Annotated in this window: 23 protein-coding genes; 21 read left to right on the top strand and 2 right to left on the bottom strand. The window is 43.4% G+C overall.

From position 1 onward, the window contains the following. Positions 1–139: 139 nt before the first annotated feature. From hisS to trxA, 4 genes are all read left to right on the top strand, one after another. Positions 140–1411: a histidine--tRNA ligase gene (hisS, locus tag BLS16_RS16855; protein WP_092334838.1), complete on the top strand. Its 1272-nt coding sequence runs from the start codon at positions 140–142 to the stop codon at positions 1409–1411. Position 1412: 1 nt separating this feature from the next. Beyond that, on the top strand, positions 1413–3203 hold the full coding sequence (gene aspS / locus BLS16_RS16850; protein ID WP_092334837.1) for an aspartate--tRNA ligase: 1791 nt from the start codon (positions 1413–1415) through the stop codon (positions 3201–3203). A 174-nt stretch (positions 3204–3377) separates the two neighbouring features. After that, positions 3378–3659: a metal-sensitive transcriptional regulator gene (locus tag BLS16_RS16845; RefSeq protein WP_014901895.1), complete on the top strand. Its 282-nt coding sequence runs from the start codon at positions 3378–3380 to the stop codon at positions 3657–3659. A 27-nt stretch (positions 3660–3686) separates the two neighbouring features. After that, complete coding sequence (trxA, locus tag BLS16_RS16840; protein WP_092334836.1) at positions 3687–4016, top strand: thioredoxin; 330 nt, start codon at positions 3687–3689, stop codon at positions 4014–4016. 231 nt (positions 4017–4247) lie between these two features. Here the strand turns inward: trxA and BLS16_RS16835 are convergent, their stop codons facing one another. Continuing rightward, on the bottom strand, positions 4248–5546 hold the full coding sequence (locus tag BLS16_RS16835; RefSeq protein WP_092334835.1) for a replication-associated recombination protein A: 1299 nt from the start codon (positions 5544–5546) through the stop codon (positions 4248–4250). Between the two features lie 275 nt (positions 5547–5821). On the opposite strand from BLS16_RS16835, the gene BLS16_RS16830 reads away from it, so the two are divergent. The 14 genes from BLS16_RS16830 (at position 5822) to mltG (ending at position 18628) form a co-directional block, all read left to right on the top strand. Beyond that, complete coding sequence (locus BLS16_RS16830) at positions 5822–6274, top strand: RrF2 family transcriptional regulator (protein WP_092334834.1); 453 nt, start codon at positions 5822–5824, stop codon at positions 6272–6274. Positions 6275–6313: 39 nt separating this feature from the next. Continuing rightward, positions 6314–7498, top strand: coding sequence for a cysteine desulfurase NifS (gene nifS / locus BLS16_RS16825; protein ID WP_092334833.1), 1185 nt, complete (start codon positions 6314–6316; stop codon positions 7496–7498). A 17-nt stretch (positions 7499–7515) separates the two neighbouring features. After that, positions 7516–7893: a Fe-S cluster assembly scaffold protein NifU gene (gene nifU, locus BLS16_RS16820; protein WP_014901900.1), complete on the top strand. Its 378-nt coding sequence runs from the start codon at positions 7516–7518 to the stop codon at positions 7891–7893. Positions 7894–7900: 7 nt separating this feature from the next. Continuing rightward, complete coding sequence (mnmA, locus tag BLS16_RS16815) at positions 7901–9037, top strand: tRNA 2-thiouridine(34) synthase MnmA (protein ID WP_092334832.1); 1137 nt, start codon at positions 7901–7903, stop codon at positions 9035–9037. 75 nt (positions 9038–9112) lie between these two features. Then, entirely contained in the window at positions 9113–9607 is a 495-nt protein-coding gene (locus BLS16_RS16810; protein ID WP_092334831.1) for a PRC-barrel domain-containing protein, read from the top strand. Further along, complete coding sequence (locus BLS16_RS16805) at positions 9604–9798, top strand: hypothetical protein (RefSeq protein WP_092334830.1); 195 nt, start codon at positions 9604–9606, stop codon at positions 9796–9798. Before BLS16_RS16810 ends, BLS16_RS16805 begins: the two co-directional genes overlap by 4 nt. 154 nt (positions 9799–9952) lie before the next feature. Next, entirely contained in the window at positions 9953–10984 is a 1032-nt protein-coding gene (locus BLS16_RS16800) for an AI-2E family transporter (RefSeq protein WP_092334829.1), read from the top strand. A gap of 181 nt (positions 10985–11165) precedes the next feature. Next, positions 11166–13793, top strand: coding sequence for an alanine--tRNA ligase (gene alaS, locus BLS16_RS16795; RefSeq protein ID WP_092334828.1), 2628 nt, complete (start codon positions 11166–11168; stop codon positions 13791–13793). Between the two features lie 77 nt (positions 13794–13870). Then, positions 13871–14125: an IreB family regulatory phosphoprotein gene (locus BLS16_RS16790; protein ID WP_014901906.1), complete on the top strand. Its 255-nt coding sequence runs from the start codon at positions 13871–13873 to the stop codon at positions 14123–14125. A gap of 94 nt (positions 14126–14219) precedes the next feature. Then, positions 14220–15161: an aldo/keto reductase gene (locus BLS16_RS16785; RefSeq protein ID WP_092334827.1), complete on the top strand. Its 942-nt coding sequence runs from the start codon at positions 14220–14222 to the stop codon at positions 15159–15161. Positions 15162–15182: 21 nt separating this feature from the next. Then, entirely contained in the window at positions 15183–15599 is a 417-nt protein-coding gene (gene ruvX / locus BLS16_RS16780; RefSeq protein WP_092334826.1) for a Holliday junction resolvase RuvX, read from the top strand. A 69-nt stretch (positions 15600–15668) separates the two neighbouring features. Continuing rightward, positions 15669–15968, top strand: a complete 300-nt coding sequence (locus tag BLS16_RS16775) for a DUF1292 domain-containing protein (protein WP_092334825.1) — start codon at positions 15669–15671, stop codon at positions 15966–15968. A 245-nt stretch (positions 15969–16213) separates the two neighbouring features. Then, positions 16214–17578, top strand: a complete 1365-nt coding sequence (locus tag BLS16_RS16770) for a VanW family protein (RefSeq protein ID WP_092334824.1) — start codon at positions 16214–16216, stop codon at positions 17576–17578. Positions 17579–17608: 30 nt separating this feature from the next. Next, positions 17609–18628, top strand: a complete 1020-nt coding sequence (gene mltG / locus BLS16_RS16765) for an endolytic transglycosylase MltG (RefSeq protein ID WP_092334823.1) — start codon at positions 17609–17611, stop codon at positions 18626–18628. A 1-nt stretch (position 18629) separates the two neighbouring features. Here mltG and trpB read toward each other — a convergent pair whose 3' ends face one another. After that, entirely contained in the window at positions 18630–19802 is a 1173-nt protein-coding gene (gene trpB, locus BLS16_RS16760) for a tryptophan synthase subunit beta (RefSeq protein ID WP_092334822.1), read from the bottom strand. 534 nt (positions 19803–20336) lie between these two features. Here trpB and BLS16_RS16755 point away from each other — a divergent pair. The 3 genes from BLS16_RS16755 to BLS16_RS16745 are packed head-to-tail and all read left to right on the top strand — an operon-like array spanning position 20337 to position 22164. Then, the gene (locus tag BLS16_RS16755) at positions 20337–21599 is read left to right on the top strand and encodes a peptidase U32 family protein (protein ID WP_092334821.1); all 1263 of its coding nucleotides are present in this window, start codon (positions 20337–20339) and stop codon (positions 21597–21599) included. Between the two features lie 40 nt (positions 21600–21639). After that, on the top strand, positions 21640–21885 hold the full coding sequence (locus tag BLS16_RS16750) for a DUF4911 domain-containing protein (RefSeq protein ID WP_092334820.1): 246 nt from the start codon (positions 21640–21642) through the stop codon (positions 21883–21885). A gap of 39 nt (positions 21886–21924) precedes the next feature. Beyond that, on the top strand, positions 21925–22164 hold the full coding sequence (locus BLS16_RS16745; protein WP_092334869.1) for a DUF4911 domain-containing protein: 240 nt from the start codon (positions 21925–21927) through the stop codon (positions 22162–22164). Positions 22165–22180 lie beyond the last annotated feature (16 nt).

The raw sequence follows: 22180 nt of genomic DNA, 5'->3' as shown, positions 1-22180 counted from the left end.
ATCGGATAGTCTCGTTAACGACTGTAAAGTGGGCGGAGTAATTCCGTCAATTAGGGTGGCACCACGAGAAGCTCTCGTCCCTTGCGCAAAGCAAGGAACGAGGGCTTTTTTTATACTATTACTTAAGGGGGAATATGTAATGGCAATTCAGCGTCCCAAAGGGACTCAAGATTTATTGCCGGGGATAATTGAACAATGGCAATATCTTGAAGAGACCATTCGCTCAGTTTGCCGAGAATATGGGTATGAAGAAATCCGGACACCAATGTTCGAAGCAACGGAACTCTTTCAAAGAGGGGTCGGTCAGACTACTGACATTGTAAAGAAAGAGATGTATACCTTCCAGGACAAAGGGGATCGATCTATGACCCTGCGTCCGGAGCTGACGGCATCAGTTTGCCGTGCTTATGTAGAGGACAAGCTCTATGGCCAACCTCAACCTGTAAAATTGTACTACATTGGTCCTATGTTTCGCTATGAGCGGCCTCAAAGCGGACGTTTTCGCCAGTTCCATCAATTTGGAGTAGAGGTATTGGGTGCTGACCAACCGATTGTGGATGCAGAAGTAATCAGTTTAGTTTGGAATTTGTATAAACGCCTTGGACTAAGCGGCTTAGAAGTTCATGTGAATTCTGTGGGATGTCCGGTTTGTCGGGCCAGGCATCGGGAGCAGCTTCAGGAGTTTCTGATCTCTCGTAAGAAAGATTTGTGTAATGATTGTCAGGAGCGTTTTGATCGTAACCCTTTGCGTATCTTAGACTGTAAGAACCCTTCCTGCCAAGAGGTGACTGTAGGTGCACCGACAACCAGGGATACTCTTTGTGAGGATTGTAGTACTCACTTTGAGAAGGTTCTAGCCATTTTAGGCAGGGCTGGAGTAGTGTATCGAGTTAATCCTCGTTTGGTAAGAGGCTTGGATTATTATACAAAAACTGCCTTTGAAGTTATGGTTGAAGAAATCGGAGCTCAGAGTGCAATTTGTGGGGGAGGCAGGTACGATAAGCTGGTTGAAGAAATTGGCGGACCTGCTACTCCCGGTATTGGATTTGCCATGGGCATTGAAAGGGTTTTAGCGGCCCTTCAGGTTCAAAATAAGCTGCCCGAAGAAAAACCGAAGCAATTTGCTATGCTGATCGCACTTGGTGAGAAAGCCCAGATTGAGGGGTTTGCCCTGGTGACTGCCCTGCGGAGCAAAGGCATGCCTGTTGGAATGGATTTGCTGGGACGTAGTTTAAAAAACCAACTAAAATCAGCTAATCGCCAAGGAGCCTCCTTAGCCTTTATCCTGGGAGAAGAAGAGCTGGATCGAAATGTGCTCGTTATACGAGACTTAACATCAGGAGAGCAGATGGAAGTTCCGTTAAATGATGCAGTCGAAGAAATATTTATGAAGTATCAGAGAGGTGTTTGACATGACAGTATTTTCAGAACGTATACAAAATGGTGAATTAGGATTAGAAAAAGTGGGAGAAACCGTTCGTTTGTTAGGATGGGTTCAGCGCCGTCGTGACCATGGGGGCTTAATCTTTGTTGATTTGAGAGATCGCTCCGGTATTGTCCAAGTGGTTTTTGACCCTGAGAGAATGGGTGCTGGATTTACAGTAGCAGAAAGCTTACGTTCAGAGTTCGTAGTCTCTATTCAAGGACAAGTAATCGCTCGTCCTGAGGGTATGATTAATCCTAACCTTGTCACCGGAAAAATTGAGATCGTTGCTTATTCGTTAGAAGTTCTCAACGGAGCTAAAACTCCACCCTACTATCTGGTGGATCAAGTGGATGTTGATGAAACCGTGAGATTAAAATATCGCTATTTAGATTTGCGTCGCCCGGAGATGCAGTCAGTGTTTAAAATTAGACATAGAGTTACTCAAATTATGCGTAATTTCTTTGACAGTCAAGATTTTTATGAAATCGAGACTCCGATGCTCAACAAATCTACCCCTGAAGGGGCACGAGATTATCTGGTTCCAAGCCGCGTACACCCGGGGGAGTTTTATGCTTTACCACAGTCCCCGCAATTATATAAGCAACTCCTTATGGTAGGTGGTATGGAGAAGTATTTTCAAATTGCTCGTTGTTTCCGAGACGAGGATCTAAGGGCTGACCGGCAGCCTGAATTTACTCAACTGGATGTCGAAATGTCCTTCGTTGAAGTGGAAGATATACTTCCCATGATGGAAAAATTAATGGTTAAAATTTTTGCTGAGGCTGTGGGAAAAGAGGTTTCTATACCTTTCCCCCGTTTAACGTATAAAGAGGCTATGGATCGTTACGGGTCGGATAAACCGGATACTCGGTTTGGGATGGAATTAATTGATGTGGGGGATCTGGTTGGAAAATCAGGATTTAAAGTATTCGCTAATGTTGTTGCCGGCGGCGGGAGTGTCAAATGTATCTGTGCAAAAGGGTGTGCCGGGATGCCTCGTCGAGAAATTGATGATTTAGCTAAATTTGTGAGTACCTATAGAGCTAAGGGCTTGGCCTGGATCGTCATGGCTGAGGAAGGAATTAAGTCCCCCATTGCCAAGTTCTTTACTGAGGAAGAGATGGCCGCCCTAATTGATCTTACCCGTGCCGAGACTGGGGATATATTGTTCTTTGTTGCAGATACCTATGCCGTGGTTTCGGATGCTTTAGGACATTTGCGCTTGGAATTAGCAAAACGCTTAGGGTTAATTGAAGAAGGGGTGCTTCAATTCTTATGGGTCACGGAATTCCCACTCTTAGAATATGATGATGAACAGAAACGCCATATTGCGATTCATCATCCATTTACTGCACCAATGGATGAAGACTTACAGCTTCTTGAGAGCGAGCCTCTAAAGGTTCGAGCAAAGGCCTATGATATGGTTCTTAATGGAACTGAGCTGGGAGGCGGAAGTATTCGGATTCATCGTCGTGAAGTTCAAGAACAGTTATTTAAGTTGCTTGGATTTTCTGAGGAGGAAGCAGTGGCTCAATTCGGATTTCTCATGGAAGCATTTGAATATGGCACCCCTCCTCATGGAGGAATTGCCTTCGGCCTAGATCGAATGATTATGCTCCTAACTGGAAAAGATAATATTCGAGACGTGATTGCCTTCCCGAAAACTCAAAGTGCCTCTGATTTGATGGCCCATGCTCCTTCGCCGGTTGCGGATAAGCAAATTAAAGAATTGCATATTCGAACGAATATTGAGGAGCCGGTTGCTGACAAAAAATAGTCCAGAACAGGTGTAGGAAATAGCGCGTTTTATTGCAATATAACTCTTTGCAGCGATATGAAGAATGTTCTGAAGTTATTGACGTTTATGGTCAAGGAAGAGTTGACACGGAAGGAAGCATTGGCTATAATATTAATTGTAGCTACCCCCTTAGGGTATCGGAGGATGCATAGCATGACGAATTCAACCCCCTATTCAGAATCCAAAGATGATATTGTACGTAGGCTTAAAAAAATTGAAGGCCAAGTAAAAGGGATTCAACGTATGGTCGAGAGTGACAAGTATTGTGTAGATGTCTTGATTCAGGTTGCTGCAGTTCGCGCTGCCTTGAATAGAGTCGGCACGATTGTCTTTGAACACCATTCACGGGGATGTATGCGCAATGCCGTGGAAAACAATAATCAAGAAGCTGCAATTGAGGAGCTTATTGGGGTGCTCGCTAAATTTATCAAATAAATCATAACTGATTAGGAGGAATTACAAATGGCAGGTGTGAATGTTAAAACGTTTAATACAGCAAATTTCGAATCAGATGTTTTAAAGTCTGAGCAAGTAGTGTTGGTAGATTTTTGGGCTCCTTGGTGTAGTCCATGTCGTATGGTTGCTCCTGTTATCGATGAACTTGGCGATGAATATCTCGGTAAAATTGTCATCGGTAAAGTTAATGTCGACGAGAATGGTCCTATTTCCAGTCAATATGGAGTTATGAGCATACCAACCTTGGCAATTTTCAAGGGTGGCAAAATGGTTGATAAAATCACTGGCTTCCGTGGGAAGGCAGATTTAGTAAAAATGCTCGATTCCCATATCTAATTTCGCATAATCCCGTCTTTAATTAGAGAAGGATTAGCCTCAATCAACTACTCAAGTGAACAATGTCGATAGGAATAAAAGCGACGCCCAATATAAGTTGGGCATCGCTTTTATTTTACTATCAAAAAGTATAAACGAACGAAGGTTATAGACAGTAACTAGGCTAATGGGTGAGAAGATAGTGTCTTCATCTGAAGCGTAAGGACAACTAAGCTGACGCGTTTTTCTTATTTATTTTGATGCTTTGGGATTTAGAAAACGATCTTTTCCTATTTCTGAGGGAATGTAAAAGGTTTCTCCTTGTACGGATGAGGGCAGGTAAGTTTGGTCAACCCAGTGATTAGGGTAGGCATGGGGATAAAGATATCCTTTTCCGTTTCCTAGTTTGTCTGCACCAGGGTAGTGAGCATCTTTAAGCTGGGCGGGTACTTCTCCGGTAGGGTGTTTTTTTACATAATTCATGGCCTTATCGATGCTTGTGACAACACTATTGCTTTTCGGAGCTGTTGTGATCGCCAGAACTGCCTGAGCTATAGGAATTCTTGCTTCAGGTAAACCTAACCACTCAAGTGCATTGGCAGCGGCATGTGCTTGTAGCATGACCATTGGATCAGCAAGACCAACGTCTTCTGAGGCGTGGACTATAATTCGGCGAATGATAAACCGTGGATCTTCACCTGCTTCTAATAAAACTGCTAACCAATAGAGTGCCGCATCGGGATCTGAACCCCGCATACTTTTAATAAATGCGGAAATGATGTCATAATGATTATCTCCTGATTTATCAAATCGTATAGCCCGTTGTTGAATGGATTCTTCAGCGATTTCCAGATTAATTCGTCGGATTCCGTTTTCCGGTGGAGTTGTCAGAACCGCCAATTCTAAGGCATTAAGAGCGCGACGTAAATCTCCATTGGCAAAATTGAGCCAATGCTCCCAGGCGTCAGAGGATATTTCCACCTGATATTGGCCTAACCCTCGCTCTGTATCCTTTAAGGCCTGCTCCAGTCCAAGGAGAATTTCTGAAGGTTCAAGTAGTTCAAGTTTAAAAAGCGTGGAGCGGCTGAGGAGTGCGGAGTTTAGTTCAAAGAATGGGTTTTCTGTTGTTGCTCCTATGAAGGTTATGGTTCCGTTTTCGACGGCAGGCAAGAGAGCATCTTGCTGGCCTTTATTGAAGCGATGAACTTCATCACAGAATACTAAAGTTCGTTTTCCGTAAAGGTGTAGTTCCTCTCCCGCCTGGGTAATAATTTCGCGGATGTCTTTAACACCGGAAGTAACCGCATTGATACGAACAAAACGAGAGGTTGCTTTAGCAGCAATCACTTGTGCTAAAGAAGTTTTTCCTGTTCCCGGTGGTCCATAAAGGATTAAGGATGAAACCCGGTCTGCCTCAATAGCTCGACGCAGGAGTTTTCCGGATCCTAATATTTGAGTTTGACCAATATATTCGTCAAGTGTTCGGGGACGCATTCGCTCTGCAAGGGGAGCGACTTGATGTTGATTAAATGTGGCTGAAAAAAGATCCATGATTGCTGTTCCTTTCAATACTCTAATCGTCCCGAGGCTTTTGAAGAATTATATCATGTGGATCAGACAAATGCTTATTGTAAGAGGATTTGCGTTGAAAATTGTTACTCAGATCACAGTAAAGAGCTCCTTTTTAGGCTAATATACTAAGTGAATAACTTCTGAAGCATAGTGAACATCAGACTTGACAAATCCCGAGTATTTTAATAAGATATAAACAAATAAAGAATATAAAAAGAATAAAGGTTCAGATCGCGGAAAAGAGGTGAGGGTGTTTGAAACTCTCGACCAAAGGTCGATATGGCGTAAAAGCCATGTTTGATTTAGCTCAACATATGGGTGAAGGTCCGATTTCTTTGAAAAGCATTGCAGAGAGGCAGAGTATATCAGAACATTATTTAGAGCAGCTTGTATCCGGTTTACGTAAAGCTGGGCTGGTTAAAAGTGTTCGTGGTGCTCAAGGTGGTTACCTATTAGGAAAAGAACCGGATAAGATCAAAATTGGTGATATCATCCGTGTATTAGAAGGGCCAATTGCCCCAACTGATTGCGTGTCAGAGGAGGATCCGGAAATTTGCTCCAAAGCTGAGTTTTGTGTCACTCGGACAATTTGGGAGAAAGTTAGGGATTCCATCGCGGAGGTTCTTGATTCAATCACACTTGAAACAATGCTGGAAGATGCCAAAAAGATTGAATCGGATCGAAGCTTATATATGTACTACATTTAGACTATTTGCATCAAAGTTAATTACAAGGGAGTGAGCCCAATGCGGAGAGTATATTTAGATCATAGTGCAACAACCCCGGTTGACCCTGAAGTGGCTTCAGTTATGATGACATATTACACGGAAAAGTACGGAAATCCCTCAAGCGTCCACGGTTTTGGCAGGGAAGCCAAACAAGCTTTAGAGCAAGCCCGTACTCAGGTGGCCGAATTAATCGGAGCTAATCCTAAGGAGATTACATTTACCAGCGGAGGAACTGAGGCAGATAATTTGGCGATTCTCGGAACTGCTGAAGCGCTTCGCACCAAGGGTAAGCATATTATTACTTCGTGTATTGAGCATCACGCTGTTCTGGAAACTTGTGAGCATTTAGAAAAAAACGGATTTGATTTAACAGTTATACCTGTCGACGAAGAGGGAGTAATATCCGTTGACGCCGTTCAGAAGGCTATCAGGCCGGACACAATTTTAATTACTGTCATGCATGCCAATAACGAGGTTGGATCGATTCAACCTATTGCAGAAATCGGCAAGTTGGCCAAGGAACATGGAATCGTTTTTCATGTTGATGCGGTTCAGTCTCTGGGGAAGATTCCGGTTAATGTTGATGAGATGAATGTAGACTTGCTAACTGTATCGAGTCATAAGATCTATGGCCCTAAAGGAGTAGGTGCCCTCTATGTTCGCAAAGGAGTACGAATTGTACCATTGGTTCATGGAGGCGGACAAGAACGCAAGCGCCGCTCGGGAACTGAGAATACTCCGGGAATCATTGGGTTTGGCAAAGCCTGTGAGCTAGCAGGGCAACGAATGGCTGAAGATGCTCAAAAGCAAACAAAACTCCGTGACAAACTAATGAATGGTATCTTAGATCGTATTGAATTTGTAAAAGTTAATGGACCTTTAGGGGAAAAGCGGTTACCCAATAATGTGAATGTCAGTATTCGTTATGTTGAAGGGGAGTCCTTGTTGCTCTCTCTGGATATGCTGGGTATAGCGGCTTCGAGTGGTTCGGCCTGTACCTCAGGTTCACTTGATCCTTCCCATGTTTTACTTGGTATGGGGTTGATTCACGAGATCGCCCATGGTTCACTGCGTTTTTCCCTTGGGCGTCAAAATACTGAAGAAGAAATTGATAATGTCCTTGAACAATTGCCTAAGATTGTGGAGCGGTTGCGAATGATGTCTCCCCTATATGATCAGGTTGTTCGTTCAAAACATGTATAATAAGGAGTGAGGAAGAAATGTATACAGAAAAAGTAATGGATCATTTTACAAATCCCAGGAATGTAGGGGAGTTAGAAAATGCAGACGGTGTGGGTGAAGTAGGAAACGCCAAGTGCGGGGACATTATGCGTATATATTTAGATATCGAAGGGGACATTATTAAAGACGTAAAATTTAAAACCTTTGGCTGTGGAGCTGCAGTTGCAACCAGCAGCATGGTGACTGAAATGGTTAAGGGAAAAACCATTGATGAAGCAATGGAAATCTCCAATAAGGCTGTAGCAGAAGCTCTGGGAGGACTTCCGGAGTCGAAAATGCATTGCTCTAATTTAGCTGCGGATGCCCTGCATAAAGCCATCGAAAATTATCGCGATAATCATCAGAAAAAGGAATAGATGAAGAATGACTCTGGCTACAAAACCTAAAGTTGTTGTGGGTATGAGTGGCGGTGTGGATAGTTCCATGGCCGCCGCTTTGCTCAAAGAAGAAGGCTATGACGTGATTGGGGTGACTTTACAGATCTGGGATCCAACAGGTCCGGAAGTCGAAGGGGGTTGTTGCTCTAACTCGGCTATCGATGATGCCAGAAGAGTTGCTTTTATACTTGGAATTCCCCATTACGTCATGAACTTTCGTTCTTATTTTAAGGAGACTGTGGTAGATTATTTCACCCAGTCTTATTTGTATGGAGAAACCCCAAATCCTTGCTTGGCCTGTAATAGGCATGTTAAATTTGGAGAGATGCTGCGAAAAGCTCGTGGATTAGGAGCTGAGTTCATCGCAACCGGTCATTATGCCCAGGTGCTTAGGGATCCGAGCAGTGAACGATTTCTTTTAAGTAGAAGCGCAGATCAACGCAAGGATCAGACCTATGCTCTGTACATGTTGACGCAAGAACAGCTTAAACATACCTTATTCCCTCTAGCGGATTACAAAAAGGAGCATATTAGGGAAATGGCTAGAGAACGTGGCCTTGGTGTGGGAGATAAACCTGAAAGCCAAGAGATCTGTTTTATCCCTGACGATGATTATGCTTCTTTTCTAAAGGAACGCTCGGAAGTTCCTATTAAGCCTGGTGATTTTGTAGATCTGGCAGGAAAAAAGCTGGGTCGGCACGAAGGTATAATCCATTTCACCGTTGGACAGAGAAAAGGTCTAGGAGTTACCTTTGGTAAGCCAATGTTTGTCGTCGGACTAAATCCTGAGCGTAATGAGGTGGTCTTAGGTGAAGATAAGGATGTCTTCACAGATACCCTTTGGGCCGAAGATCTTAATTGGATATCTATACCTGAGTTAACCGAACCGATAAAAGTCCATGCTAAAATTCGTTATAACTCATCTGGTGCGCCGGCTACAATTATTCCGGGAGAAATCGGATCAGGGTATGGAGTAATGGTTCAGTTTGATGAACCTCAGCGTGCAGTGACTCCGGGGCAGGCAGTTGTCTTTTATCAAGGAAACTTGGTGGTTGGCGGGGGGAAGATTATTTCTGATCCTCGGGGCCGAGATCGTGGTTCCAAGTCCGTGGTTCGTGGTTAGACTTGGGTATGAATAAAGTTTGATGTAGTAGGGCAGAGTATAGATAGAAATTATTTTTAGCGAGGTGGAAGAAGGATGAGACGCTCTCGTGAGATTGTCGGACTACCAGTCTTGGATTTAAAGAGTGGAAATTCTATAGGTTGGGTACATGATCTGGTTCTTGACAATGATAGAGATGAGGTAGTCGGAGTTCTCCTGGAAGGTGGGCACTTTTTCCACTCTGCGAAAGGTATTCCTCGGAAGGCTATTGTGACTGTTGGCAAGGACGCCCTTACTGTTAGTGAAAAGACTATAGAAGAACTTAAGGGGACACGGTGGTCTGACAAGGTAGGTAATGAAGTCTATACTCAAGGTGGAGACGCAAGAGGTACAATTGAAGATGTTTTTCTCGATGATTCCATAGAAAAAATGGTAGGATTCGAGGTTTCCGACGGTCTTTTCTCTGACCTGCTTCATGGGCGGGGAACGATTCTGAAGCCGCATGTTATGATCGATGGAAAAGATATCTTAATTGTTGATAACCAAGTATCCCCCTTGGATCAAGCAAATGAAGGGGGAATGCGATCATGAATTGTCCGGTTTGCGGTGGAAGAGCTATAGGGAAAGTTGGCGTTGAGCAGTTTTATTGTTGGGACTGCTGTGTTGAGTTTGCTACCCAAACAGATAAAGTGGTTATATATGATTTGGCTGAGGACGGTTCTCTAGTTGCCTGGGATGATCCAAGCCTTAATCCAAATGTTCCTTGTGCTGCTATTGAGTGACTTGTTTATATTTTAGATAAAAGCGCGCATCGCGCGCTTTTTGATTTTTGTAAGCTCTAATTGTTCAGCTAGGCCTTCAGGACCTTTGTCTCCAATTGTTTGTAAGGTCTGAGTTTTTCTTAGAACCTTGAAAGGAAGTGTGCTCTCTTGGCTTATGAAATCTAAGAATTATAAGTGGATTTTTGTAGGAATATGTTCGCTGCTGGGGATACTGATTCTTTTCAGGGTAAGAGCAATTCTCGGTCCGTTTTTTTTGGCTTTTGTGCTTGCTTATTTGTTAAATCCATTGGTGGATGTTCTTGAGAGTTATAGTATAAGCCGAAATAAAGCTATTGCCCTTGTATTTATCTTAATCATTACTTGCTGTGCTACGGCTATTTTTTTGGTAATTCCTATAATATATAATGAGCTTAGTAAATTAGTGGTAATATTGCCTCAGACCATTCAGTCAGTTGCGGATAGGATAGATGAATTTCGAAACCAATTTAAGGCCACAGGCTTACCAAGTCGGGTTGCCCTTGTTTTAGATGAACATTTGGTTGAAGGCGAGAGTATTTTGGCTGACCGACTTAACCTTTTTTTGGATAACTTGCCCAAAGCACTATCCTCAGTGACTCTTTACATGCTATCACCGGTGATTGCCATCTATTTTTTGGCCGACTGGAAGGACTTAAGAGAGGGGTTTTTCCGGATTATCCCCCAACGCTGGAGGATGGAATGGAGACGGTTATGGCAAGATATTAACCATGTTGTTAGGCAATACTTAAGAGGAGATCTATTTGTCGCTATAATCGTGGGGACACTTATTGGCATAGGTGTAAGGTTGGTTGGAATGGATTATGCCCTCTTAATCGGACTTATCTGTGGAGTTTTTGACCTCATTCCTTATTTTGGGCCGGCTATTGGAGCAGTTCCTGCTGTACTATTGGCTTTAACCCATTCCCCGGTTATGGCTTTAAAGGTAGCTTTGATAATTTTCTTTGTCCAGCAACTGGAGGGAAATGTAATATCGCCAAAGCTTATGGGTGATAGTGTCGGTCTTCATCCTCTCTGGATTGTATTTGCCCTCTTAGCTTTTGGAGAAATCGCCGGTTTTTGGGGCTTGTTTTTAGCGGTTCCTTTGGCTGCGGTTATTCGAGTTGTTTTTAAACATATTTATTTTCGGCTGGTGTCAACAAAAGTTTAATCTAGTTGACAAATAAGACATCCACTGTATATACTTGATAAACAATGGAAATTTTATAGTTAAGTGAGAAAGTTAAAAGTATCGATAGCCCGAAAGATAGCAGGGTGATCCCGAAAAAATCTCGTCCCTGATTAAAAGGGAGAGATTATTTTTTTTATTGAATTTAAAGGGGTGTTCATAATTGTATTCTGGTAATGAATTAAGGGACATGTTTCTTAAGTACTTCGAGGCGAAAGGACACACAATCTTACCCAGTGCATCACTTATTCCCAAAGATGATCCGACCTTGTTGTTAACAGTTGCAGGCATGGTTCCTTTTAAACCATATTTTCAACGCCAAGTTGAACCACCCATGCCAAGAGCAACGACTGCTCAGAAGTGCGTTCGTACTCCGGATCTGGAAGAAGTAGGTAAAACCGCTCGTCATCATACATACTTTGAAATGTTGGGCAATTTCTCCTTCGGCGATTACTTTAAAAAGGAAGCGATTCCTTGGGCCTGGGAGTATATAACTACGGTCTTAAAAATCCCTGTCGAAAAACTATGGATAACAATTTACCCCGAAGACACTGAAGCAAGAGAGATATGGGAAAAAGCAGGTGTTAAATCCGATCGCATCGTTGGTGACCCGGAGAACTTTTGGGCAGCCGGGCCGACAGGACCCTGTGGCCCTTGTTCGGAGATTTATGTCGATCTCGGTGTAGCCAGAGGGTGTGGCAAACCAGGTTGTGCTATAGGGTGTGATTGTGATCGTTTCCTGGAAATCTGGAATCTGGTCTTTATGCAGTATAACCGCGATGAAGCAGGGGTATTGACTCCCCTCCCTAAGCAAAATATTGATACCGGGATGGGCTTAGAGCGAATTGCTTCTGTGATGCAGGGTGTGGAGACGAATTTCGATACGGATTTATTCCGGCCGATTATTGATCATGTAGCTGCCTTGGCAGGGGTTAAATATAAAGAGAATGCTAAGAATGACTTAGCTCTTAAAGTTGTATCTGACCATGTCAGAGCGGTTTCCTTTATGCTTTCAGACGGGATACGTCCTAATAATGAAGGTAGAGGTTATGTGCTGCGTCGTATCTTACGCCGTGCTGTCCGCTTTGCTAAGCTCTTAGGAATTGATAAACCATTCTTGGAATCGGCCTTTAGAATTATTCAAAGAGACTATGCTCATGCTTATCCGGAACTTAAAGAAAATGAGAATTTCATTTTAAGCCACTTAAATTTAGAAGAAAAGAATTTCCAGGCAACCTTAGAGCAAGGCACTCAGTTATTACAGGAGAAGGTCAGAGGGCTTGTTGAAAAAGGGGAAAACGTATTATCCGGAACTGATGCTTTTTATTTATATGAAACATATGGCTTCCCCGTGGAATTAACCGAGGAAATGCTGGTAGAACAAGGTTTGTCTGTCGACATGGTAACTTTCGAAACTGCTGCTGAGGAACATCGCCTCCGGGCTAAAGAACAGTCGCAACAGATGCGTGCAGTAGTTGAGAGCCCAGAGGTTGCAGAAAGAGCAAAATCCTTAGGGGCGACTACTTTTGTTGGCTATGATAAAGTAGCTTTATCTACGCAAATTGAGGGCCTTTTTGTCAGTGGCAAGGAGGTACAGGATGCTGGTGAGGGCGAAGAAGTGCTGGTTTTCCTTACAGAGAGTCCTTTTTATGCCGAAAGCGGCGGTCAGGTCTCTGATGTAGGCCTAATTCGAACCTCCCGTGCTGAAGCACGTGTCCTCGACGTTAAAAAGGGCGTGACAGGAACTTTATATCATCGAGTCGAGGTTAAGACCGGGGTATTTCATGTTGGCGAACCTGTAGAAGTGGAAATTGATAATACAGATCGCTTAGCTACCACCAGACATCACAGTGCGACACACCTTCTGCAGTCGGCTCTGCGTTCAGTATTAGGGGAACACGTTCAGCAGGCGGGGTCATTAGTAAGCCCGGAACGCTTGCGGTTTGACTTCACCCACTTTTCTCCTCTGACGCCGGATAGCCTAAGGGCAGTTGAAGGGCTGATTAACGAAGCGGTTCTAAAGAATATGCCTGTTAAGGCAACGGAAATGTCCTTGAAAGAGGCCAAAGAAAGCGGTGCTACAGCACTTTTTGGAGAGAAATACGGAGACAGTGTGAGAGTAGTGGGCATGGGATCCTTCAGCAAAGAACTGTGTGGGGGAACTCATGTAAGCAATACAGGGGAAATAGGACTTGTGAAAATCCTCAGCGAAGGTGGAATTGGAGCCGGCCTGCGCCGGATTGAGGCTGTTGCCGGCTTAGAAGCCTTGGCATATCTACGTTCTCTTGATGAGCAGGTAAGCGAAGTCTCCCAGTCTCTAAAAGCACAGCCCTTAGAGATTGGAAAAAGGGTTAACACTTTAATGACTCAAATGAAGGAGCTTGAACGAGAAATTAGTCAACTGCAAGCAAAGTTGGCTAAGAATGAAGTTGATGGGTTGTTAAATAAAGCGACTGAGATTGATGGAATTACAGTTATTGCAGCTCAAGTGCATGCTCCTGACATGGAAGGTCTTCGTCAAATGGCGGACTTATTACGCGATAAAATGAAATCGGGAGTTATCGTCTTAGGGGCAGCCAGTGAAGGAAAGGTAAACTTTGTAACGACTGTGAGCCCAACAGGTTTAAGCGGGCTCCATGCCGGACAGATTATAAAGGAAGTTGCAAAAATAACCGGCGGGGGCGGGGGCGGAAAGCCGGATATGGCTCAAGCCGGTGGTAAAGATCCTAGTAAATTAGGAGAAGCTATCGATAAAGTTCCAAGTCTTCTCCGAGGTTTTCTTCATAAATAGAGGAGAATCTTCCCGATTGACAGAATATCTAAAGTTAATAGGAAAAGTCAGGACGAAAGGCGAAAGGGGGACAGGAAATGGATCGAATGGAAGAAACCATGATGTTTAAGGCTGTGGTGGAAGAAGAGATTTCTGCCCGGGATATACTACAAAAGGTGTACGCTGCGTTACAAGAGAAAGGGTATGACCCAATTAATCAAATGGTTGGTTATCTCATGTCTGGCGACCCTGTGTATATTACCAGCCATAATCAGGCGAGATCGATGATTCGTAAACTTGAACGCTTTGAGCTGATCGAAGAACTGGTAAGAACCTATTTGCAAGAAAAATAGTGCTGGAGTTAGAACCCTCACTCAATGTGGTGAGGGTTTAAACTTTACGAAGCATTGAAGTGCGATGTGTGCCTCGCACCAAAGGAGGCTATAAATGCGTCAAGTTAAGTTAGGGTTATGGGGAGCAGATGTCTCAGAGGTCTGTTTTGGAAGTTTAGCTGTCTCTCCCTTACAAGGCCGTCTAACCGCAGAGGAGGGAGTTTCAGTTCTGCGGTATGCCTTTGAACAAGGGATTAATTGGATTGACACTGCCGAAATATATGATAACTATGAACAAATAGCTGAAGCTATTAAGAATCAGCCTGATGTGCGGATTGTCAGTAAATCCTACTCTGTTACGGCTGAGGAAATGAAATTAAGTTTAGAGAAGGCACGAACTGCTCTCAATAGGGATACTCTCGATTTTTTTTTGCTTCATGAACAGGAAAGTGCTTTAACCTTAAAAGGGCACTCGGGGGCTTGGGAAGAACTCCGCCGTGCGAAGGAAAAAGGAATTGTACGCTGGATCGGCATTTCCACTCACGCTGTAGAGGGGGTTCGGGCTGGCACCTTATTGCCCGGTCTGGATGTAATTCACCCAATCTTAAATTATCAGGGGCTGGGAATTATTGATGGGACGTTGAGTGAAATGTTGGACGCCATTGCCTTTGCCTCAGATTTGGGCATTGGGATATATGCAATGAAGATTTTTGGCGGCGGGCATTTAACGAGGGATCCTAAAAAAGCCATCGACTTTATAAAAAGTATTGCGGGTGTTCAGGGAATTGCCTTAGGAATGTCCAGTCAGGCAGAAGTAGACTATAATTTGCTTTTGATAGAAGGGAAAGAAGTCCCTGAAAGTTTGCAAAATATGGTTAGACATAGAGAGCGAAAACTCTTTATTGCCGATTGGTGTCAAAGCTGTGGATTGTGCGTAGAGGCATGCCCGCAAGGCGCTTTGAGCATAGAAGAGACTGCGGTGGTTAACCCTGAAGCATGTGTACTGTGTGGGTATTGCGGGAGGGCGTGTCCGCATTTTTGCCTAAAAATTGTTTAGATTAATTTAGGAGGGAATCCTGTGCGGATTATGGGATTGGATTTTGGGTCTAAGACAATCGGTGTGGCCATTAGTGACGCATTATTTTGGACGGCCCAAGGGATTAAAACGATTAGGCGATCCAAGAAGGAACTTGATGAGTTAGAAGAACTGATTCGGGAATATGAGGTTATGGAGATTGTCCTTGGTTATCCAAAGAACATGAATGGAACTATAGGGCCTCGATGTACTTTGACCGAGGAGTTTGCAGAGGTTCTACGGGCGAAGTTTGGACTTGAAGTCAAGTTATGGGATGAACGTTTAAGTACAGTTGCTGCCCAGAGGACTCTGTTGGAAGCCGATATGTCTCGCTCCAAACGTAAGAACGTGATAGACAAAATGGCAGCGGTGTTTATTCTTCAAGGGTACCTGGACAGTCGGCAAATGAAGAAAACTTAGGCTCGATATTTGACAATCATTACCTACAATAGTACAATGACCATATTCTTTAATTAAGAGGTGAATCATATGACTGACCATCCACAAGACCATGAGCATGATGCTGAAGAGTTTGACACTGTCATTCTCACAGACGATGAAGGAAAAGACCATGAGTTTCTTCATCTAGACACATTGGAACTAGACGGCTCTACATACTTTGTTTTAATGCCTATTTCAGAGGATGAATCCGAGGAAGATGAGGCAATTATCCTTAAACTTGGTAAAGATGCTGAAGGTGGAGAAATGCTGCTTGACATCGAAGACGACGAAGAGTGGGAAAAAGTAGCTGACGCCTGGGAAAACCTAGTAGAATCAGAAGAAGACTAATTTTGCGCTTATTTATTAATTTTAAATGATCGGAAACAAAGAACTCGTTGAGTATAGCTCAGCGAGTTCTTTGTTTTTTTCTTGATAAGAAAACTCAGCAGTATTTAATTGTCTCTTCCTTAAACAATCAGCAAAGGATTAATAAAACTCTGTTTCCAATACTTTCACAAGTCAAAAGCTGTTAGTTCTACGAGATTCTTAGATAAACAAAAAACTCAAAGGAAAGACTAATTAAAAAAGAGGGGGTGAAGAAAATAAAGTGTTTTAGAAATAGGAGATTAAGTTATCTGTTCATTTTAAGCATTCTTTTTACTTCATTGCTCAGTGGTTGTAATTCATTAGATCACACACCTGATTATTCTCCGTCTCCGGTACCTGATAAACAAATTTCTCAAGATAAACAAGAGGCTAAAGCTAAAACACTAAATTCGGTTATGCCAGAGGGGAGTAAAATTGACGATTTAGATTTGAGTGGGACTCCCTTAGTCGAGGCATCTACTAAGATTGAGAATTGGGCAAAGGACAAGCTGGAAGAAACCCGTGTACTGTTGTACAATAATACAGAGATTCCTTTGACTTTAACTGACATAGGGTTTGAAGTTGATACTGAAAAGACTATTGATCAAACCCAGACTAACCCAGGAACTATTCAGCCCAGCGTCTTTAAAGTTAATTCCGAGGTTGCCAGTCAGAAACTTCAAGAAAAGCTTACGAAATTTAATACGCCGGCCAAAGATGCTGCCTATAAGATTGAGAAGGATAAGGTAGTTATACAGCCATCAGAACCTGGTCGAAGGGCTGATGTTGAACACTTAATAAGTAAGATTGAAAACCTATCACTCAGTGAAGTTCCAACACGGATTGAAATTCCCATGTCTGAAGTAGCTCCAGCGGTCACAACAGAGTCTATTAAAGATTTGGCTTTTGATTCTATCATTGGTGAATTTTCAACAAATTTTCTAGTAAAGGAGAAGAACCGTTCGGCAAACTTGACTGCGGCTGCTAAAGCCTTGGATGGCAAATTGCTTCAGCCCGGTGAGACTCTTTCCTTTAACCAGGTTGTAGGTCCCCGAGAACCAGGAACCGGGTATAAGGAAGCTTATGTATTTATAAATGGAGAATACGTCAAAGGGACTGGCGGGGGTATTTGCCAAGTGTCTTCCACACTATACAATGCAGTATTACTAAGTAATTTAGAAATTGTTGAACGTATGCCTCATGCTGTTGTTGTAGGTTATGTGCCTCCCGGACAAGATGCAACCGTTAATTATCCCAATATTGATTTCAAATTTAAAAATAACTCCCAGAGTTTAGCATATCTACGAACTGAAGTAAAATCTGGAGTCTTAACAGTTAGGATTTGGGGTAAGAAGACTGGTAATACTGTTCGAATTGAACGGCAAGTAGAGAGAGAAATCCCTTATACAACAAAAAGGCGGCTCGATCCTAAGCTTCCCAAAGGTCGAGTCGTTCGAGACCAGGGTGGTGTTAAAGGGATTGTAGTAAATACTTGGCAGGTTATCCGAGATGAGAGTGGCAGTGAAACCAAGAAATTTCTTGGCCGGGATTCATATGCTCCGACAAATCGCATTTTCCGCGTTGGAACATAAGGGTTCGAATAGAGAAAGAGAGAGTGAGAAATGGCCAGAAAAAAGAAGACCATGGGAGTATTTACGTGGATTATTCTTCTTTCCGTGGTCGGGGGCTTTGGAGTATTATCTTGGTGGAGTTGGGCAACAAAGCCTTACTCCACCTCGGGAAACAGTATTAAAATTACCATATCTCCGGGAACAACTGCGGCGCAACTGGCTAGGGAATTACAAGAGCGTCAGCTCATCCGCAGCGCGGGGATGTTCCAACTTTTGGCCCGTGAACGTCGAGATGATTTTAAACTATATGTAGGGGATTATCAGATAGCCCCCACAATGTCTCCTAAGGAAATGATAGAGCACTTAATTAGTGGTTCTACTTCTTTGGATACCAATATGGTGACAATTCCTGAAGGGTATACTACTGAACAGATTATTGAGCTTTTGGTGCAAAAAGGAATAGGGAGTAAAGGGGAGTTAACTAAAGTTGTTACGGAAGATTCGTTTCCGTATGAATTTCTAAAGGATGCGCCTCAAGGGATCCACCGCTTAGAAGGATATCTATTTCCAAATACCTATGACATCCCAGTTGAAACTTCTCCTCATGCAGCTATTGATTTGCTCCTGCGGCAATTTGCCAAAGAACTAACTCCAGAGGTTCAGAAGCAGCTTGTTTCAATGAAGCTCACTGTTGCTCAATGGGTTATCCTGGGTTCTCTAATTGAAAAGGAAGCTGTAAGAGAATCGGATCGTGCCTTAATTGCTTCAGTTTTGTTTAACCGCTTAAAGATTAACCAGCCTCTTCAGATAGATGCTACCATTCAGTTTTTGCTGGGTACCCCCAAGCCTAAACTCTCCTACCAAGATTTACAGATTCCTTCACCCTATAATACTTATCTGCATGCCGGTTTCCCGCCTGGACCCATCGCCAGCCCGGGGCATGCCTCGTTGCAAGCTGTGTTGAATCCGGCTCAGACAGATTTTCGCTACTATGTCGCCAAAAAGGATGGCTACCATGTGTTTGCGAAAACCTATGCTGAGCATCTGAAGAATGTTGAGTTGTATCAGTAAGCTATTTATGAGTTAGTTGATAGATTTGTTCTACGTCTTTGTCACCGCGACCGGAGATATTGACGATGATAATTTGGTTAGGGTTCATGGTTGGAGCAAGTTTAAGAGCGTAGGCTACAGCATGAGCGCTTTCTAGGGCAGGTATGATACCTTCTGTTCGGGAAAGTCGATGGAAGGCTTCCAGGGACTCGGTGTCAGTGATGCTTACATACTCTGCACGGCCACTGTCCTTTAGATAACTATGCTCTGGGCCAACGCCGGGATAGTCCAGGCCGGCGGATATGGAGTGGGTGGGCAGAGGTTCTCCGTTTTCGTCTGCCATAACGTAGCATTTAAAGCCGTGAACAATTCCGGGAGCTCCTGCGGACAGAGGAGCAGCGTGTTTACCGGTTTCCAGACCCAAACCCGCCGGCTCAACTCCTATGAGTTTAACAGAGGAGTCCTCTAAGAAATTGGCGAACATACCGATGGCGTTGCTGCCGCCGCCGACACAGGCCATCACTACGTCGGGAAGTTTTCCTTCGGCCTCGAGTATTTGCTGACGTGCTTCCCGGGAAATAACTGCTTGGAAGTGTTTGACGAGTGAAGGAAAAGGATGGGGGCCTACTGCCGAACCCAGCATGTAAAAGGTGTTCTCATAATTTACGGCAAAGTCCTCTAAGGCGGCATCCACAGCATCTTTCAAGGTACGTGTTCCTGATGTGACCGGGACAACTTTGGCCCCTAGGAGTTCCATGCGGAAGACATTGAGGGATTGACGCTTTGTATCTTCTTCTCCCATATATATAATGCATTCCATGTCAAAGAGAGCGCATGCAGTTGCTGTAGCTACGCCGTGTTGTCCGGCACCGGTTTCAGCAATGACCCTTTTAGCTCCCATACGTTTCGCCAGCAATGCTTGACCAAGAACATTATTAATCTTGTGGGCCCCGGTATGGTTAAGGTCTTCACGTTTAAGGTATACTTTAGCACCACCTAATTGTTGAGTAAGCTTTTTGGCATAGTAGAGAGGGTTGGGGCGGCCTACATACTGCCGTAAATAGTAATCAAGCTCCTGATTAAACTCCGGATCATCTTTATAGGTTTCGAAAGCATCGTCTAATTGAGCTAAGGCATTTTCTAATTGGGGGGGAACAAAACTACCGCCAAATTCTCCGAAATATCCTTTTTCCATGGTTTGATTCCTCCATCTTCTTTTAAAACTAAAAAACTTTCCGTCCTTCAAAGGACAGAAAGTTAATTTCCATTATGCCACCTTTTTGTATGGGACATACAAATGTATATTACCCCATATAGGAATCTTAGATACGGAGTAGGTTCTCGGCAACAAGTAAGCAGATGCGGAGAGTAAGCCTCTCGATATCCGTGTCTCTGTAACGGGAAACCCCCGGTATCACCTACTTACGCAAAGCGTGTTCGGATTACGACTCCGAGATCCATTCAGTCTACGGGACATGTATCAGACTCCCACCTGCTCTGACTCGCTAAAACAGTCCTCAAAAACTTACTAATTCTCTTCATTGTCTTGCATGTTAATTTTCTGTATTGTAATATGTCAGAAGGCACTTCGTCAAGGGGTGTTATGTAAAAGATTTTTTCTGTTTGATCTTATTACTTCGAACAGGTTGAATAAGGTACTATCCATTTATGTTAAACTATAGCGGAATAGCAAAACGATTAAAGCTTAAAGTTAGTTAGGGGAATATAGATGAAAAAACCGGAACTATTGGCTCCTGCAGGAGATATGGAAAAGTTAAAATATGCGCTAGCCTATGGAGCGGACGCAGTATATATGGGGGGGCAGGCCTTTGGTCTGCGAGCTTACGCTGGAAATTTTGATTGGGCGGAAATGGAGCAAGCGGTTAACTGGACTCATGATCTGGGGAAAAAGCTGTATGTAACAGTTAATATTTTTGCCCATGAGCCGGATTTTGCAGAGCTTCCGACCTACCTCAAACACTTAGAGGAATTGAAGGTAGACGGTGCCATTGTTTCCGATCCGGGAGTTATCATGATGGCTAAGGAAGTGGCTCCTCGTCTGCCTCTACATTTAAGTACCCAGGCTAATAACACAAACTCGTATTCCGTCCGCTTCTGGATGAAGCAAGGGATAGAGAGAGTGGTTTTGGCCCGGGAATTAACTCTTCAGGAGATGAATGATCTACGCCCTAAAGTGGATGGTGGCTTAGAAATCTTTATCCATGGCGCAATGTGTATGTCTTATTCCGGGCGATGCCTACTAAGCAACTACTTAACAGGCAGAGATGCCAATCGCGGAGAATGTACACAGCCCTGCCGTTGGGGCTATGCACTTGTCGAGGAAAAGCGGCCGGGGATTGCTTTTCCCATTGAAGAGGACGAACGGGGAACCTATGTGTTTAATTCCCACGATTTATGCCTTTTACCCCATCTTCCTTTGTTAAAGCCAATTGATATTGACAGCTACAAAATTGAAGGACGAATGAAAAGTGTTCAGTATGTAGCCAGTACAGTCAAGGTTTATCGGGAGGCTATCGATACTTTATGGGAGCAAGGGGAAGAGGCCTTTCAGGAAAAGCTTCCACAATGGTTGGAGGAAATGGATAAAGTTAGCCACAGAGACTATTCGCCAGGCTTCCTCTTTGGAAAGCCGGGTGCCAGTTCGCATAATCTGATTTCTTCTCATTATGTTCGAGATTATGATTTCGTAGGAGTCCACTTAGTTGAAGAGAAAATGGAAAACCAAACCCTTAAGATATTGGATGAGAACCTCTCATGGGTTGAGCAAAGAAATAATTTTAAGGTCGGTGAAGTCTTAGAAGTCTTAACTCCCCAGAGAGAATGTTGGTCTTTCGAAGTTAAAGAGATGTGGGATATTGAAGGGGTACCGATGGAGGTGGCTCGTCATGCTCAGCAAAAGATAAAGATGTCTGTACCAAGGAAAATCTTGCCTTATAGTATTTTACGACGAGCAAAAAGCGAGAAAAAGTAGTCATAGAATAAGTAATTGAAAATTAAAGGAGGAGACAGCAATGAATTTTAATGATATTGAGCCCTCAAGTCCTCCTTTTTTGGATCTGGATGTTGTTGTAAAGGCCCGTTTAGAAAGGGTGGAAATGCAGATGTTAGATAAACTTGTCGAAGGCCTCGGACATCTGGGAATTGTTACAACAACTGATCGAGCATTAGGGGAAGTCATGATTCAAACAACCAAGCAGTGTTGGCCGGATTTAAAGAAGGCCATAGAACAAATGCCCTTTGAGATAGAGTTTATCTAGATTCTAAAGAGAAAAATTATGGAAACAGGAGATAAGTTAATGAATTTTTCCGAACCCCAAGGAGTCCAACTTTCGGATCTTGACCTGATCATAAAAGCGCGCATAGATCGTTCCCAAATCCAATTGCTTTGTAAGCTTGTGGAGGGCTTAGGTCATTTGGGCGTTGTAACTACAACGAATAAGGCATTAGGGGAAGTCATGATTCAAACTACCAGGCATTGTTGGCCTGAGTTAAAAGAAGTTGTGAAAGAAATGCCCTTAGAGATTGAATTTGTGTGAAGTAGAAAGGGACGGT

The sequence above is a fragment of the Desulfosporosinus hippei DSM 8344 genome (assembly GCF_900100785.1).
GTDB lineage: Bacteria > Bacillota > Desulfitobacteriia > Desulfitobacteriales > Desulfitobacteriaceae > Desulfosporosinus > Desulfosporosinus hippei.
The sequence above is the reverse complement of the archived record's forward strand: the minus strand, read 5'-3'. Positions and strand labels throughout refer to the sequence as shown.